Annotated in this window: 2 protein-coding genes; both read right to left on the bottom strand. The window is 62.1% G+C overall.

Annotated elements, in window-relative coordinates:
* On the bottom strand, nucleotides 1-4377 hold a 4377-nt coding region (locus VGY55_05170; GenBank protein HEV2969362.1), incomplete at its 3' end, for an autotransporter-associated beta strand repeat-containing protein.
* 511 nt (nucleotides 4378-4888) lie between these two features.
* Nucleotides 4889-18844, bottom strand: a complete 13956-nt coding sequence (locus VGY55_05165) for a right-handed parallel beta-helix repeat-containing protein (protein ID HEV2969361.1) — start codon at nucleotides 18842-18844, stop codon at nucleotides 4889-4891.
* Between the last annotated feature and the right edge of the window lie 137 nt (nucleotides 18845-18981).

Here is an 18981-nt window from a genome sequence, read left to right as displayed (position 1 = left end):
AAAGCCGCTGGCGTTGCTGATGCTGGCATTGGCGAGGCCGTTAAGCGTGCCACTGTAGCCAACAATCGAATCCGGAAGAGCGATCGTCGCACCAGTGGCGGACCCACTTACATGGTCGTAGACATTGTAGGTAATGTTCTGACTGAGCGTGCTTAGGCTGCCGTGGCCGGCGACAGTTGCCGAGTCTCCTGCCATCAGACTCGCGCTCAACGTCTGGCCCGCACCCACGGTACTGTCGCTCAATCCTGTCGCTGTGTAGCTCCCACTGCTGTTGGAGCCCACCGCCAGCGACCCGGACGGGCCGCTCAGGTTGTTCGAGCTGCTCACGTCTAGAGGGGCCGGCGTGCTTACACCGGTAGTGGCCGTCGTATTGTCCAAGGTCAGCGTGACCGCTGACAGCGCTCCATTCACGAGCACCGACTGGTTATTGCCGCCGGCGATGCTCAATTGCGCGTTTGAATGGTTGTAGACATTCACCGCGCCCCCCGCACTTGCACTGGTCGTTACAGCGGTCGAGTCGACGTTCGCGATGGACCAAGTCCGGCTCAGACCGACGGAAAAACTGGCCGTGAATGTTCCGCTAACGGCCGAGGGCGTGCCGACGACGACCGTGGAGCCCGTCGAGGAAGTCAGGCCAGTCACCATTCCGCCAGTGCCATTGGTGTTAGGCAGCGCCACGTTCAATGCCGCCGATCCGCTCGGGGCAGTGTTGGTAAGCGTGGCGCTAATGCTTGTACTTGCGCCGGCGATGACGTTGATCGTCGCCGGGGCGGCGCCGCTGAGGCTTTGGTCGGCCAAGTGCTGCAGATCCAATTCGCCGGAGTTGTACACCAGCTTGTAGTTTGGATAGTCGGCCGCATTCGTCGTCGCGAAGGTTCCGGTCTCCGAGGAATAGCCGAGTAGTTCGTAACTGCCTAAGCTTGCCGTGCCACCGACGCTCAGAGTGCCGGCGAAGCTTGCGGAATTCGCGCTGGTGAGTACATTGCCGAGTCCGACGCGCAGCGTCCCGCCACTGCCGACCGCAAGCGATTTTACCGTGTTGGCGAATCCCGATACATCCAAGGCCCCCGCGCTGACACTAACGGCCGAGTTGGCCGAGAGCGTGTTCGTGGCCCCGGCCAAGAGGGTGCCGCCGAAGATTGTGGTCGGCCCGGAATAAATGTTGGGTTGTGTCAGGCTGTTTCCCGAGAGAACCACCGTCCCGGTGTTGGTGTTCGGACTGTTGACCGTCAACGCCGAATTGCCGGAGATAGGACCGGAGATCGTGAGCGCGGTCGCCGCGCCGCCTGCCGCGTTGAGGGTCACTCCGCCGGCATCGGAGAGCACTATCGGGGCAGAGATCGTGTTGACACCGGTGCTGTTGGTGACCGTCACGCCATTGCCGTTGTTGTTCAGTGTCAGCGCAAACGAACCACTGCCGCCGGCGATCGTGAACTGGCCGCTGCCGGCGCTGACGGCATTCGGATTGTTGAACGTCAGCGATCCGACGGTTGTCGCCGCGGCGAGGTTAATGAATTGATTGTTGGTCGTGGCGGCGCCGAATGTGGCCGAGTCGCCCGCATTTCCCGGGATGCTTGGATTACTGCTCCAATTGGCGGCCGTCCCCCAGCCTGCTGGCGAACCGCTGCCGCTGGCGGCGGTTTGCGTCCACACGCCGTTGATGATCGCATTGGCAACCGTGAGATCGATCTCCTTATTCACCGAATTATTGACGAGCGCGTAAGTGAATCCCGACGGTCCGACGGGTGTCTTTAAGCTGTTGAAATTCGTGCTGCCGACAGCCGATCCGAGGTACTTCAGCAGATCGTATGTGCCCGCCGTAGGTGAGCCTGATAGTGCGACATTCACCGTGCTCGCGGTCGTGGGCAGCAGCAGCGCGCTCGAGCTGCCATTGAGATTGATCAATGGAGTGCCACTATTGGCGCCGTTGGGAGGGCCGAGCGAGAATGCGAACGTTGCCCCCGAATTCATCGTCAGGCCGGTGCCGTTCGCGGAAAGAGTCAGCACGGAACTGGCCAAAGCATTGCCGGCGGAAATTGTGCCGCTGACCGTGACCGGGCCGCCGACAATTCCTTGACCGGCCGCGCTCGACCCGAGCAACGTCGCCCCGCTGGCGACGGTAACGGCGCCCGTGCCCAGTGCGGAGCCGGAGGTGTTCGTCACCTGAACGGCGCCGCCGTTGATCGCGGTTCCTGCCGTGTACGAGTTGCCATTTGCGGCGCTCAAGATCAGCGTTCCGGCGCCCGTCTTGACAAGGGCTTGGCTGTTTCCGCTGATGTTGCTGCTGATCGTCAACGCGTCAGTGGAATTGGGGACGTTGAAATTGGTGCTGCTGCTGTTTAACGTCAGGCCGCTCGTGCCGCCGCCGCTGATTGCGCTTGCGCCAGTGCCCGTGAGTGCCACGCCGGACGGCGAATTCTTCAACGTCAGCGTACCGTTCGACCCGCCAAGGGTGATGGCCCCGCTATTGAGCGTCAGCAGGCCTCCGATCGTGTCGCTGAAACTGTTGAGATCGAGCGTGGCGCCCGTGTTGACCGTGACCGCGGCGGAGGAGCTGGCCAAGACGGTGCTGATTCCATACTGGAAAACGCCGCCGTTGACTGTCAGTGAGGCAAGCCCGCTACTGGCGGAATGGGCGACGTTTAGCGTGTCAGCACCGGCTTTGATCAGATTATGGCTGTTCCAGTTGATGCTGCTCACGCTGCTCGTCAGTGTCACGTTGCCCGAGCCGCCGATTGCAGCATCGCTGCCGAGATTGAAAGCGCCGCCGTTGAGCGAGGCTGCGGTCGCGATCGAATCGATCAGTGCGCCGCTGTTGCCGACCCCGCTGCCGTTCAGGGTCACCGAGTTAGTAATCGTCTGGCCGTTCAGGTCGAGCGTCCCGCCGGGCCCCACGACGGTGGCGCCAGTTCCGAGGGCCGATGCAACGCCGATCTGGAGCGTGCCGCCAGTAATGTTTGTCCCGCCCGTATAGTTATTGAAGTTGCTGGATAGGATCAACGTGCCGCCGCCAGTCTTGGTGACGGAGCCGCCAGTGCCCGACCGAATCGGCGATTGGACGGTTAACGTGGCGCCGGTGAATGCATCGATAAGCAACTCAGCGCCGGATCCCGCGCTGAGACCGGTGGTGCTGAAGGTGCTACTGATGGTGTATTGATTAGTGACGCCGCCGCCGGCGTAGAGCAGGCCGCCGGCGCCAGCACTGCTTACGAAAAAGTTGTTGTTGTTCAAGGCCAAAGTGCCGTCACCGACGATCTTCAATGAGTTGGCGTTCGTCGCCCCGCTGCCTGCCGGCTGAGTCTGACCACCGGAAAGAAAATAATTCACGAGGCCGGAGCCGCCGGCGGTCGGTAGGGTCGTATTGTACGAACCGAAGGGGACGATACTAAACGGAGTGCTGCCGCTTTCCATCGCCCAATCCTGACCGTTGACCGTGGCCCAACCGCCGAGAATTCCGGCGCTGTTGTTAAGCGTCGTCGTCGTGAGTTTGCCCGTCGGCGAGCCGCCCGTGTACGAAACGGGGAGGCTGAAATCGATCGCGCTTCCAGAATTGCGGGTGATCGCTCCCAAAGCGAAATTCGTGCCGCCGACCGCGGCGGCCGAGCTGATCGTCGAGCCGGTGCCGACGGTAAGCGTCAATCCGTTACCGAGCTTTGCCAAGGTCGCGGCGCTCGCGTTGGGAACGAGGGCCAGCGTTCCGCCGCCCAGATTCAGGCCTGTACTGTTGGAGATGAGTTGATTGGTTGCCGAGCCGGTTAAGGCGGTGCTGTTATTGGTGCAGTAGTCGAGCGTCAGCGTGCCGCCGTTGATCGTGGTCGATGAACCCCACGAGATGTTTCCCTGGTTTCCGCTCAACGTCATGTTCGAGCCACCGGTCTTCACGAATCCCCCGGTGCCGCTCATGGCGCCGGAAAAAATGAACGTGGCGGTGCCGTTACCGCTAAACGTCGTGGTGGCAGTGAGCGCTATGGGGACACTAACGTTATACGTCAGACCATCGGAGCCGCTATTGGCGACTAGATTGACCGTGGGATTCGTGCCGCCGCCGATGCTGAATGAACCGCTCGAAGCGGCGACAACGTTGATCACGTCTCCGCTGCCGCTCGAACTCCCCGTGCCGCCGAGATCAAGAATGTTCAATGAGAAGCCGCTCACGCCGTCGGTGATTGTATCGACCAGGTTGGAGGGAAAGATCGTTCCCGTTCCCGTGCTTTCGAACGTGATCTCGGCGCTGGTTGCACTGACGGGCAGAGCGGACCAATCGGTCGAGTTGGAGAACGTGTCGGTTATCTCGCTCGTGGCCGGAGCTGTCCAGATGTATTGCGCCGCGCGGCCCGTGGCTGAACACAGCCAACTCGCCGCAATGGCTAGGGCCATTAGGCAAGCGCGATCAGCGAAACGCGACCGCCGCTTGGCAGCCATCGAATTAAAGGCGATCCCCGCTAAACTCCGCGTCGTGGTGCCGCATGCGCAGGGCGGCGTGAAGAGGGATGCGCGACGCGACGCGGCGGTCGGAAACATGAGCGGCCTCCTGGAGCCTGTGTGCGAAATTCGGCATCGTGGCCGAATACGTCTGCGCCACATCCACCAAACTTAGGGAGAAGTATAGATGGCCGTAAGAAGCATCGCAAACAAAAATCCATAAACTTTTGTCCGGCTAATTGCGGAGTTCAGAGGCCGAGTAAAGCCGATCCGAAAACCGCTTGCGGAGAGAGGACGATCCCCTTTTGTTCCGCGACCATTGCGGCGATGGCGCCCGCCGCAAAAAGGGACAGCCCCCGCCACGGCGGATGTGCCACCCGGCGGTTTTCGAAATGGCCTATCGGGCAGGCACAGTTCCCGCCTTGGCGAGCCGCCAGGGACGAATCGTCGCGGCGACGTTCAACCGTCAATTGCGCCACTGCGACCCGATCGCTTCGACTAGATCGTCGGCCAGGAGACTTCCGTCGATGCTGGCCGGATCTTGCGCCTCCGCGGGCTGAGCCGCCGTGGAGAAGGGATCCGAACCGAGCCATTCCAAATCCTCCGCATCGAATGCGGCCGAGACGGCGCCCGGATCGAGCTTGCCGCTCGCCCCGATCGAGCCATGAAGGTTGTCGGTTATGCTCGATTGATCCGCGCCCGACGCGATCGAAACGCTCGTGCCGGCCGCGAGATTCGATACATGACTCCCACTCACGGTCCCGTCGAGATTGAAGCCGAACAAGGTGACGACGCTCGCCGACTTAAGGCTTGTCGCCAGTGGGGCCTCCGCGCTGGCGGCCACATCGGTCGACTCGATGACGGCGGGCGCCGCAACGGCGGTAGACTCGGCCACTGACGGCGCCGCAACGGCGCTAGATTCGACGACCGTTGGCGCCGCGACGCTCGCGGAAGCCTCGCTGACGAAAGCGGACGCGGACGCCGTGATCGTGGCCGCTTGCCGCGCCAACCGCCGGGCGCGAATGGCGGCTAGCAGCTCGGCCATGCTCATTGCATTGCCGGCCGCGCTCGTTCCCCCGTCGCTCGATGCCGTGGCGACACTCGCGGTCGCTTGCGAGTCGCTGGACGCCGCGGCGGCTGCCATTGGGTTCCCTGAAGCGTCCGACGCCGCGATCGTCACCGTGGCGGAATTGCCGGGTGCGCCGCCGATCACCAGCGCGCCCTGAACGATGTGATTGGCCGTCAGATCGCTCCCGGCGTTGACGACGACGTTGCCCGTACCGTCAATGCCACCGACGACTTGGTTAGTGCCCGAGACCAACAACCCGGAAGCCGCCATGCTGGTGTTGCTGACGTTCACTCCGTTGGCCCCGCCCGAGAGAGCGGAAACCGTGCCGGCGAGTTCCAATGTGCCCGCGCCGTCCGCCGTGGCCGTGATTCCGGCGGTCAAGGTCGGCGCGACGGAATTGTTCAAGGTCAACAAGCCGGAGTCGACTTGGACGTTGCCGCCAAAATTGTTGGCTCCGCTGATCGTCAGCGTGCCGGCGCCGGTTTTGGTCAGAGTGCCAAAGTTGTCTCGCGAACTCGGCGACGGCGATACGACGACGACGTTTTGCGTCGAGTCGAGCACCATGACGGCGGGAACCGTCGTCGCCGGCAATGGCGAAAGCAAATTGATCGTCTGCGGTCCAGCCGGAATCGCGAACGTGATCGTGTGCGTCGGACCCGAAAGCGTGTTGGCGTAAAGGATTACTTGCCGCAGCGATCCCGGCCCGCTGTCATTGGTGTTGATCACTGTCAGGCGATCGACCACTGTGGCAGTGTCGGTCGTGCCGCTCGTGGTGTTCACGTTGTCGTCATCGATGGTGACGCTGATGTTGTACGATCCGTGCGCGGCGTAAGTGATGCTGCCGCTGATCGCAAAGTGGCCGGGGCTCGTCTGGGTCACCGTCCCCGTGCTGTCGTTGCCGTCGCCCCAATGGACCGTGGCACTGTAGCCGGTCGCCGGTTCGAGGCCCGTGTCGCTGAAGTTGGCTACTATCTGCGTCCCCGAATCGCTCGTTTCCACCGATGTGAACGGGGTGCCATTGGTGAAGCTGACAACGCCCTCGTGGACCGTCGCCGTGTCGGTGAAAGCCGTGGTAGCATGATTCCCATCGTCTGTGATCGTGACGCTGATGTTATACGAGCCGTCTTCGGCGTAGGTGGTGCTTCCCGTCACGGCGAATTGACCCGGGCTGGTCTGCGTCACCACGCCGACCGTATTCTGACCGGTGCTCCAATGGATCATGGCGCTGTAGGCGGTGGCCGGCTCAAGGCCCGTGTCGCTGAAGTTGGCCACGGTCTGCGTCCCCGTAGCGAACCCTTCCATGGCGCTAAACATGTTCCCGTTGGTGAAGCTCAACCCGCCTTCAGTCACCGTGGCCGTGTCGGTGGTGCCGCTGGTCGTGCCCACCCCGTCGTCGCTAATCGTGACGCTGACGTTGTACGAGTTCTCCTCGGCGTAGCTGTGGCTTCCCATCACGCTGAAGTGGCCGGAGCTGGTCAGGGTCACTACCCCCGCGCTGTCCTGGCCGTCTCCCCAATGGATCACGGCGCTGTAAGCCGACGCCGGCTCAAGGCCCGCGTCGCCGAAGTTGGCCACCGTCTGCGTCCCAGAATCGTTCCCTTCCACCGCGCCGAAGGCCGTCCCGCCGGTGAAGCTCAACCCGCCTTCAGTCACCGTGGCCGTGTCGGTGGTGCTGCTCGTCGTGGGCACGGTATCGTCGGTGATCGTGACGCTGACGTTGTACGAGTTGTCCTCGGCGTAGGTGTGGTCGCCCGTCACGCTGAAGTGGCCGGGGCTGGTCTGAGTCACCGACCCCGCGCTGTCCTGGCCGTCTCCCCAATGGATCACGGCGCTGTAAACCGTCGCTGGCTCAAGGCCCGCGTCGCTAAAGTTGGCCACCGTCTGCGTCCCAGAATCGTTCCCTTCAACGGTGCTGAATGGCGTCCCACTCGTGAAACTCAACACCCCTTCGGCGACGGTGGCGGTGCCGGTGATCGTGGCCGTGCTGCCGCCGTCATCGACCACGACGATGCTGATGCTGTACGAGCCGTCCTCAGAGTAAGTGTGCGAGCCGGCGACCGTGTACGTCTGGCTTGCGCTGTCGTAGCTGACGGTCCCCAGCGAAGTCGGGCCGGTGTCTCCCCACGTGATCGTGGCGGTGAAGTCGCCGCTGTGGTCGCCCGGATTCGCGTCCGTAAATGTCGCGCCAGAGAGCATGCTGCTATTGGCGGTCCCCTCGACCCCTGCCGCCGTCGCGCCGCTACTTCCGGTCAGGGCCGCGTCGCCCACCGTGGCCGTGCTGGCAGTGTCAGCCGTGATCCCGCCCTCGTGTACGATATGCGCGCTGACGGTGTAGCTCCCTTCCTCGGCGTAGGCGAAGCTGCCTTGGACGGTGAACGTATCGGTCATGCTGTTGTAGACGATGGACCCAGTGCTGCTGCCGGTGCCGGCGCCGCCCCAATTAATCGTGGCGGAGTAGTTGTCGGCGATCGTCCCCGGATCGGCGGCGTTGGGTTCGGCCCCACCCAGGTCGCGGAAAGTGGCGACGGCGATGGTCCCCGTGCTCGTTCCTTCGGTGCCGCTGACGGCGACGCCCGTGGCGGCCGTCAGGGCCGCGTCGGCTACCGTGATTGAACCGCCGCTGATCGTTGTCGGACTTCCGTCGTCGCTGATCGTTACACTGACCGCATAGGTCCCCTCCTCGGCGTACACCGGGCGATCGCCCGTCACGACGTATGCGTTGCCTGTTCCGCCCGGCTGAGCGACGGTGGCGGAATCGGCGTGATGGCCATCGATGCCCCAATCCACGGTCGCCGTGAAGTCTGTCGCCGGCTCGACTCCGCCGGCATGAGTGAAGGACGCCGCGGTGACACTCGCCGAAACATCTCCTTCGTTCACCGGGGAAAGTACTGCGACGGAGCCGCTGATCGCCGGTTCGGTTACCAACAGCGTGTCGGTAGTGCTCGTCGTCACCGCCGAGCTGTCGTTGTCGCTGATCACCACCGCGACCGGATGAGATCCTTCTTCGGCGAACACTGGTCGCGACGCGGTCACGTGGTAGGTGCCGCCGCCGTCCTGCGTCACCGCGTCGGCCGCTACCGGACCTTGCCCCCAATCCACCGTGGCGCTGAAATGACCAACTGGCTCCACGCCGTTGGCGTGCGCGAACGTGGCGATTTCGACGTCCGCCGACGCTTGGCCCTCGACAATGCTCGCCAACGTCGCCGACTGAGCGTTGATCGCCGGCTCGTTGACCGCCAACGTGTCGTCGACGAGCGAGGCCGCACCATCCTCGCTGATCGCCACCGTAACGGCGTAGGCGGTTGCCGCCTCGCTATACACGGGCCGTGTGGCCGTGACGACATAGTTCGTCCCTGGCCCGCCCGGTTGCGAAACCACCGCCGGATCGGCCATGTGGCCGGGAATATCCCAGTCCACTACGGCCGTGAAGTCGGCGGCGGGCTCGACGCCATTGGCATGAGTGAACGTTGCCACCGTCACCGGAGCCGAGGCGTCCCCTTCATTGATCGCCGTAAGCGTCGCACTCGTGCCGGTTATTGTCGGCTCCGTCACGACCGCAGTGCTGGTGGTGTCGGCCGTGATCCCGTTCTCGTGCACGATGTGAACGCTGACGGTGTGGCTCCCGTCCTCGGTGTAAGTGAAGCTGCCTTCGACGGTGAACGTGTCCGTCATGCTGTTGTAGACGATGGTCCCGGCATTGCTGCCGGCGCCGGCGCCGCCCCAATTGATCGTGGCGGAGTAGTTGTTGGCGATCGTCCCCGGATCGGCGGCGTTGGGTTCGGCCCCACCCAGGTCACGGAAGGTGGCGACGGGAACGACCCCTGTGCTGGTCCCTTCCGTTCCGGTAATATCCACGCCCGTCGCCGCAGTCAGGACTGCGTCGGCCACGGTGGTCGAGCCCTTGATCGTCGTCGTCTGGCCGCCATCGTCGGTCACCGTGATCGTAAAGTTGTAGGTGCCTTCTTCGGCATAGAGGTGCGAGCCGTTGACAGTGTAGCTGCCGGCGCTGCCGCTGACGGTGGCCGAGGTGTCCAGAGCGGTGTTGTCTCCCCAATCGATCGAAGTGCTGAAGTCGCTCGACGGCGCGCCAGTGTTGGCATCGCTAAAGGTGGCGTTGCCCAAGGTGGCCGCGGTCACTCCCTCGATCCCGCCGGTTGTCGTCGCCGCGCTGCTGCCCGTCAGGACAGCGTCGCCGACAGTGGTCGAGCCGGTGATGGTCGTCGACTGGCCGCCGTCGTCGGTCACCGTGATCGTGAAGTGGTAGGTCCCCTCTTCGCCGTATACGTGCGAGCCGTTGACGGTGTAGCTGCCGGCGTTGCCGCTGACAGTGGCCGAGGTGTCCAGTGGGGTGCTGTCTCCCCAATCGATCGAGGTGCTGAAATCGGTCGATGGCGCGCCGGAGTTGGCATCCGTGAAGGTCGCGCCCGAAAGTGTGGCCGCGGTCACGCCTTCGACACCGCCGGTAGCCGTCGCCGAATTTGTGCCGCTTAGGTCTGCGTCGGCCACATTGATCGCGGCGCTGGCGGAGATCGGCAGCACGGCCGTGTTCATGTTGTCGATCGCCAGTTGGTCGTTGGCAAAGCCGTTCTGCCAGACCGTGAGCCAAGCGTAGCCATGGCCCGTTAAATCTGAGCTAGGCATCGGTCCGCCGGGGGAATTCGCCGGGAGGGCCGTCTTGGAACCGACGACGGCGCCGGTCGAGTCGATGACGTGCATGTCGGTCAGCGCTGGATCCGACGGATTGGCGGCCTTGTAGAAGACCATTTCGAAGGTGTACCAACCTGAGGTGCTAATCGTGGCGAAGGCGTTGCTTAGGGCATCGCTGTCGGCCGTCACTTTGATTGTGCCGGAGCCATCCACCCAGAAGCGGAAGTTGTGCTCCGCTCCGTAATTGCCCGGCGGATGATTCGGGGCCATGTCGAGCCAGAAGGCCGGAGAATAACCTGCGGCCGGCGCAGCCCAAGCGGTGTTAATATAAATCGCGATCGATTGATCGAACGGACCAGTATAGGTCTTCTGGTTACCGCCGAATCGCGTGAATCCGGAATCACCGTAGCCGGAGGAATACCCATCGTCCGTGTTCGTAACCACGGCGTAGTGAGAACCAGAAGCCGGAGCGCTCGGCAACAATCCGCTGCCCGTCGTCACCACCGTGATACCCGAGCCGTCAACTCCCGTAACGTCGTTGGTCCAATCGCTCGTGCCGGTGTCGCCCGTCTCAAACCCGTTTGAATACGTGGAATGGTCGGTGACCGAGACTTTGAAGTTCAGGCCGGTCGCCTCTTCCAGATAAGTGTGGCTGCCGAGGACGTCGAAGCCGTGCGCGGCGTCGCCCACGATCTGGCCAGCGGCGGTATGGGTGCTGGTGACCGTGGAGGTCGTGCCGTCGCCCCAAGTGATCGTCGCGGTGTAGTCGCCGGCCACCCCGTTGGGATCGGCATCGGTGAAGTGGAAGAGCTGGACGTCCGTGAAAGGCGCGCCCTCGGTGGCCGCCGGTGGCGTGAGAGCGCCGGCGGTCAGGGCCGCGTCGGCCACGGTGAAGTGCGTTGTGGTGTCGCTAACGGTCGCCCCACCGGCATCCGTCACCGTCACGCTGAAGGTTTGTGCCGCCAGCTCTTCGAGGTAAGTGTGATTGAGATTGACGTCGAAAGTGCTGCCGTTCGCCACGATCTGGCCGTCGGCGCTCGCCGTGCTAGTCAGCGTCACCGTGTTGCCGTTACCGAGAACCACCACGGCCGTAAAGTCGCTGGCCGTGCCGTTCGGATCGGTGTCGTTGAAATTGAACACGGTGCCGGCGAATGCGGCCCCCTCGGTGGCCGCGGGGGGCGAGAAGCTGTTTTCCGTCAACGCCGCATCCGCCACGGTAACATTCACGTCGTTGGAATTAACGTTGCCGCTGCTGATCGTATGAGCGACGGCCGAAATCGTGACGTTCCCCTCTTCGGCGAAGACGTGAGTCACTGTGGCCGGATCACCGTCGACATGCTGAATGTCGGGCGTGGCCATCGTGCCGTCGCCCCAATTAATGTCCCAACTTGAAATGTCGGACGAGGGGCTAAGGCTCAGCGTGTAAGTCGCCGCTTCCGTGCCCGTGGATGGGCCGCTGATGCCGGCGGCCGCATTCCCGTTGGGCTGGAAGCCGGGCGTCGTCGGTTGAGTGTCGGTGCCGTCGGTTAGCCACGGCGAGAAAGTGACTGTCGGGTCGATAATCACATCGCCGGTGCCGCCGGGATTCGCCGCATTGGTCGGGCCGCTCGCCGATCCCCACCAGTCATAATCGGCATCGATGTTATGGGTCGAATCGTTCTCCAAGCCGGCATGGCTGTTACCTGAGATGCTATCGCTCGTAATCGGCCCCACCGACGCGGCGCCGTTGGCGATCAAAACGCCTGTCGTGTTGCCCGTCAGGTGGATCGGATCGCTGCCGTTGCCAAAGAAGTTTTGCGTGGCCGAAGTGAGCACGGCGCCATTCTCCACATCAAGACCGACGCCGGAACCATAGACCGTATTACGATAAACCGTCTCGCTGAACGTCGAGTTGAGATCGATCCCGGCGACGGTCGCATTGACCACGGTGTTCGCGGTGATGTTCACATTTCCGCTAACGCTCGATCCAGTCCGAATGCCGTAGCCGACTGAACCGCCGGCTGCGCTTGAACCGATTGTATTGGCTTGAATCGTGAGATTCTGTGAGCTGCTTCCCGCGTCGATGCCGGCGGAAAAAGTGGGATGGGAGACGGCATAGATTATGTTGTCGTGAATATTCGCTCCGTCGACCTCGTGTCCCGGGTCGCCGGCAGTTAGGATTCCAATCGCAAAGGAACTGGGATCGGCATTTCCGATGTTGTAGATCGTATTGTGGTCAAGCTCTATGCCGTCGACCGCCTCTTCGACATTGATGCCCAGCGTGGCGTACGCGGACGAACGGGTCAGCGCGCCAATATCGTGGATCACATTGCTTGTGATGCGGTCTCCGACAAGAGCGGCTGCTGTCGGCGATTCAACTAGGACGCCGGAGGCATCCGCCGTGTCGCTGTAGGCCGCGTTGGTGATCGTGAAGCCGGAAAGCGTGGCGTTGCTCGCCGAAATGGTAACGACGTAATAATTCTCCGTCGCCGAATTTCCATCGATCGTCGTGACGGTCGGGCCATCGGTGGCCAAGACGGTGACGCTCTTGTCGATATTAACCACTGTGTCGCCGGCGCCGGCGCGCGAGTAGGTTCCCCCTTCTACATTGACGGTGTCGCCAGGGTTGGCGGCGTCGATGCCGCGCTGGATGTTGGAATCGGTGTCGGCGGTGGTGCCCGAATGGCTCCCGGGCGTCGTCACGTACAGGTTGCCGGTGACCCAAGTGATCAAACCGAGCGAGTTGTCATCCACCTTGTGGTACATCTTGTCTTCGATGCGGAAGTTCGTGTCCGTCGCGCTGACATTGCGGAAGATGTCGGTCGTCGCATCGATGTTCTGGGTGGAGAGGTTGTCGATGAAATAGTTGTTGCCGGCATACGTGTCGCCGCTGGTGGTGACCAAGCCGGCGCCGCTGTCGATCTTCAAGTCCTCGGTGTTGTCCGTGGCCGAGCTGCCGCCGTCGAAAGTGTTGCCGCTGAGCGTGGCCAAGGCGCCGGCATCAATCTCGATGCCGGTGGTGTTGTTGTAGATATGGCTGTTGCTGATATTGGCGTGGCCGCCGATGACGTAGATGCCGGTCGTCGGATCGTCGATGGTGACGCCGTTGATCGTGGCGTTCGCGGTCGCGCCGGCGAGCTGCTGGATGAAATTGCCGGTCTGGCCGCCGGAGAACGAGCCGCCGGTGAACGTGGCGGCGACGTTCATCTCACCGTAGCCGAGGGTATCGGTCGTTACGAACGCGCCCGTGCCGCCGGCGTTGACGGAGACGGTGTTGTTGACGAAGTTCGCGGAGCCACCGTGCTGGCCACCAAATGCGGCAAGACCGACATCGACGCCGCTGATCACGTTGTCATGCACGGCAACATTAAGGTACGGAACAAAGACGAAGATTCCATAGCTTCCGGCGCCGCCGAGCGAAATGTTGTTGTCGTAGATGGCGTCGGCCGTGCCGCCGCCATCGCCCATGTTGTCGGTGTGAATGCCGCTCAGCGAATGGGTGATGACATTGTCGTGGAATTGGGTTCCCAGCGAATGATTGGCCGAAATAGCATCCGAGGCGTAGGAGACTGTGTTGCCGGCGATGGTGCCACTGCCAGCATAGTTGAAGATGGCGATGGAGTTGCTGGGATCACCCTGGACGTTCGTAACCGTGTCGTTCTCGATGTCGATCGTGCCGGTGCCGCTGCCGCCGTTGGAATACTCGATGCCCCGAAGGCAGATGTTCTGGACCGTGACGTTCTTCACAGTGAAGCCGGTCAATGAATTAGGCAAGTTCCAATCCGTGATGATGCCGGTGCGGGCGTCGATGTCCACGCCGCCGACTGTAACGCCGCTCGTGATGTTCGGATTGTTGCCGTCGACCGTTAGGTCTTCGATCGCGACATTGCTCGCATCAACCAGGAAGACCGTGCTACCGCCCAGCGAGCCGCCAGTGGTCGGATCGGAGGTGGCGGGATAAACCGTTGTCAATCCTTGGCCCGCGCCGACGATCGTGAGCGACTTAGTAACGTCAACATTCTCGGTAAATGTGCCCGCGGCAAGCACAACGTGATCACGCGACAACGTCGTGGGATCATTGATGGCCGCCTGAATCGACGAGAACTGGTCGCCCGTTTCTGTCACCGTGACCGGGGCGAAGGTTGCTGCAGAGTGCGGTATGAAACCGGGACCGGGAGGGGCATCGTTCGCGCCGCTTGCGAGCCACGGCACGAAGCTCGCCGGGCCGACCACTCTATTTCCCTGGTGGCCGACGTTATATGTATTGCCGGGATTTGCCGGGCCGCTGGCGCTGCCCCACCAATTGTCGATGGCATCGACGGACGTGCTCGAATTATTCACCAAGCCGCCGCCGGAATTGCCGATGATGCCGTTGTCGTGGATGGCGCCGACGTTCGTCGCGGCGGCGTCGATCACGATCCCAGCCGCGTTGTTCTCGACGAGATTCTCGCTGACGGTGCTTCCGCCGACGTTATCCGTGAGGTAAATGCCGGCATGAGCGCTGTTCTCGACCGTGTTCTGGCCGATCGTGATGTTGCCGCCGGTCCCGTCCAAAAAGATGCCCGCGTCGCTGCCGGTCGTTGCGCCGACCGTGTTGGCGGTCACGGACGTTCCATCGCCGGCCTGATAGAGCAGGATTCCGGCGGCATAGTCGCCGGGCGTTGATGCCGGCGTGTAGCTATTGCCATCGACCGTGTTGCCGGTGACACTGGCAACCGCGCCGCGACTGATCTGAATCCCATCTTGGGCAATCAGGCTGGTCGGCCCGATGCCGGTGACGACGTTGTTCGCGACGGAGGTATCGAGCCCAGCGCCGTTCACGACGATGCCGCCTTTTTGGTAATCGAAGATCGTGTCGTTCGTGATGTTCAGCGAGCGGGCGACCGCGTCGTCGTTCTGAGCGAAGATTCCGACCCCCTGCTGATCGCCGCTGAGCGGCGTTTCACGGATATGCTCGATCGTCACATGGTCGATCGTGCCGGTGGCGTCGTAGTATCCGACGCCCTCAAAGCGATAGTTCGCATTGGCGCCGCCGGAGCCGCCCTGGCCATTGCCATCGACGGTCAGACTCTCGACCATGACATGCGCATTATGAACGTATACGACCGGGTGATTCTCGAGGCCGTTGCAGCTGGTGGTGAAAAACGCGGGAACGCTCGCGGGTGATTGGATGATCACGCCCGACTCGTCGGTGCCTTCGAGTGTGAGGTTCTTGCCGATCACCACTTGCTCGACATATGTGCCCGGGTAGACGTTGACCAGACCGCCGGCCGCCAGGCCGCCGATGGCTTCATTGATGCGATTGGATTCAGGAGCGCCGCCAGAGCCGACATTGAGGATCTGATAGGCGCCGTAGCCATTGGCCAAATCGGCGGCGGTACTGAGCCAGGGCGTGTAATCGACGTTCGCGATGCCGTTGATCTCGCCTTGGACGTCGCTTTCGGCAGCGTCGGTCTTCCAATAGTTGAATGAAGCATCAACCGTGAGACTGCTGAGATTATCGAGGGCAAACCCGCCGGAGTTTGCCGTGTTGTTGCCCGACAAATTGTTGTTGCTGATCGCTCCGACGGCGGTCGCATTGGAGTCGATCAGAATGCCGTCGCCCGTGTTGGCGATAATACTGTTGTCGGTCGTCGAACCAAGCGTGCCGGCGCTTCCAACTTCAACCCCCGTGCCGTTGAGGGTGATGCTATTGCCGCTGAGCGACGTGATTTGACCGCCGTCTGCGACGAACACGCCGACGGTGTTGTGCTCGATCGCGCTATTGCTGATCGACGCGCTGCCGCCGTAGAGAGCGACGCCGTATTGCGGATCGTCGATCGTCACATCATCGAGCGTGGCCGAGGCGTTAGCACCGCTAACATACACGCCGTAGTTTCCGCCGGTGATGTGAGTGCCGTTCGTCAAATGAGCGGAAACGGCGGCTGGGTCTCCCTCGTCGATCACCTCGACGGCCGTATCGTCGTTGCTGCATTGAACGCCAGAGAGAGTGAACGATTCGTTGTTCGTCGCGGCATGAGACGAAAGGGGATTGAAGTTATCCAGAAGCACGCCGATATTCAGCCCCAGCGATGGGTCATGCGCGTTCGTGATCGATCCGCCCGTTATCGTCAGCGCCGCGTCGTTCCAGCCAAAGACGCCCGTTTCCGTTCCATCGATCGTGTTGCCGGCCAGCGTAACGCCGTGGTCGATGCCGATGGATAGTAGCATCAAACCCGCGTCGAGGCCGTCGTTCACCACAGCCGGCACTTGCTCCGAAGTGATCGCATTGTCCTCGATATCGAAGGCGCTGGCGGCGCCGCTGATGTTGCTGACGACCACGCCGTCGACGGCATACGAAATCGTGTTGCCGGTGATGGTGTGCAACGGCGACGGATTGGGATCGGCCGCGTCGAAGGTGTCGATTTCGATACCGATGTCGACATTCTGAATCGAGTTGCTCTCGACTCTCGAATATCCGTCGTCCTGCAACAGCACGGCGACGCTTGGCGAGACGTCAGATCCGCTGCCGACATTCTGGATCAGGTTGTGATCGATCAGCGCACTCGCCCCGCTGCCGATGACTGCGACTCCTCCGCCCATGCCGCTGATCGTGCTGTGTTCGATCGTTGCCGAAACCGGATCGGTCGAATATAGGAGTTGCACGCCGGTCCCGCCGCTGCTGCCGATCGCGTTGTCGTCGATCGTCGCGCTGCCGCCATAGAGAACGACGCCGTATAGCTGACCGTCGATTTGATTGGCGTCGGCGTCATGGCCGTCGCCAATATCGACCGTGGAGCTGCCGTAGGTCGCGATGCCGCTCGCGCCGACGGTGATCGAGTTGGCCGTGGTGGCGACAATCGCGCTATCGGAGACGTCGATTCCATCGCCGGTCCCGGTAATCAAGTTTCCCGATATCGTCGCGTGGGTAGCGCCGGCGACGCTGATGCCGACATTGCTCGCTCCGCTGATAATGTTGTCATAGACGTTCAGGAGATTTTGGATTGCGGGATCGATGCCGCTTGCAGCGGTGATGGTAAAGCCGTTGATGGTGCGAACGCCAGGACCCGTGATGCTGAAGCCCACACTCGGATCGGACACGATCGTCTCGGGGACCGAAGACCGCGCGCGGGCATCGACACCGGACTCAGCTCCCAACAGCGTCACCGACTTGTCGACATCGACATTGCCTGCAAAACTTCCGGCCTCGACATAGATCGTGTCGTTGGCGCTAGCGAGATCGACGGCACGCTGGATTGAGCCCGCCGAGCCTTGCGGCGAAACTTCGCTGCTATGGGCGAGGAATACATCGCTGGCCTTGATTCGCACGAGGCCGGCGCCGGCCGTGCCATGAACGTTGCCGGCGATGTCGAGGCCGTCGGTGATCTTGTCTTCGAGTCCGTATAGAGTAGCTAGATTTGCGGCGCTCGACGGGCTCGGCGGAGCGCTTCCGTTGAACTTATCGCCGGACGCATCGAGACCGCCTGACGATTCGTCGTCGATGTAAGTGCCATTCGCGTAGAAGGCGTTGCCGCCGCCGTCGGTAACGGCGCCGGCGCCGCTGGACAGGCGCAGGTCGGTGCCGTTCGGCGTGGCGCTTTGCGTGGAGTTTTGGAATGTGTTGCCGCTGACCGAGCCGCCGCCGCTGGAAAACTCGATGCCGACGTTGTTGTTGTAGATGCCGTTGCCTGAGTCGAGTCCCGCGCCGGAAGCGTTACCGCTGATGTTCGCCGTTCCGCCGAGCACGTTGATCGCGACCGAGTTGTTGCTGAATTGGTCGGCTTGGATGGAGACCGTAGCACCGGTCGCATTGACGACCACGCCGCCGGGATTGTGGCCAGCGGTCGGATCGAGGAAGTATTGGAATGTGTTGTGTTCGATCGTCGTCGTTCCACCGGTTCCTTGAACCGTGATGCCCTGCACGCTGGGGACGATCTGGCTGGCGAAGGTGCTTCGGCTATTCGTGAAGAGGTTTTGATTGAGATCGGCCGAGCCGCCGCCGTCGATTTGCACGCCGTGTGAGTTGTCGATGAAGATATTGTCTTGAATTTCGGCGCCGGTGACGCCGTTTTGGATCTCGATCGCGGGGACGCTGGTCGTGAACCGAATCCCTTCGATGGTGACGTTATTAGCGGCGACTTGATAGCCGGAACTCTGCACGGTCGTTTCGATCGCGCCGCCGTGCCCCGTGTCGCGGCTAGCGCCCAAGCGCCCATCGGCGACGTATTCCCCTTCGATCGTCAGTCCCTGGATGGAAATGGTCGGAGTGTCGGAATACGCGCCCGAGAGCACAACCACTGTGTCGCCGATCGAGACGTTTCCCGATGCCAACGCAGCGGTCAGCGTTTTGAAAGCGTTGACGTTAAACATCGCAGTGACCGTGCCGTCGTCGCCGGTGCCGGTGTTCGTCACCGGATCGCCGGTGTGGAAATTGCCGGAATTGTCAATCCAGTTGTCGTTGACGTAGGTCGTCCCCGTCAGCAGCACGCGGGCTTCCAGCGCCTCAGGCTGCATTCCGATCGGCATCGGGCTCCAGCCGCTGGCGCCGGTGCGGCGATGATGGCGGCGCTTTTCGGTTTTCTTCTTGCGGCGGAAGAGCGACTGCCAGAGTCCGTCGGCGCTGTCGGTGCGCCAGAAGTCGCCCCGCAGCAGTTTGGGGAAGTGCCGACGAAAGCGAAGGACCGATTTCAACCAGGATCGCGACGTGCTAGATCGGGATCGCGATGTTCGTGAGCGAAAGCGTGCCATGATGGCGGTCCTTAGTGGATAAATGAGCCCTCAATTGCAGCCAGCGATTGCGATACACATGAGGGGAAATACAATCACGATTTACAAGCGGCACAAGAAATCTTGCCGAATTAACCTCAAAACGAGCGAAAGCCCGT

It is taken from the genome of Pirellulales bacterium, from assembly GCA_035939775.1.
Lineage (GTDB): Bacteria > Planctomycetota > Planctomycetia > Pirellulales > DATAWG01 > DASZFO01.
This window is presented reverse-complemented; position numbering and strand designations above follow the sequence as displayed.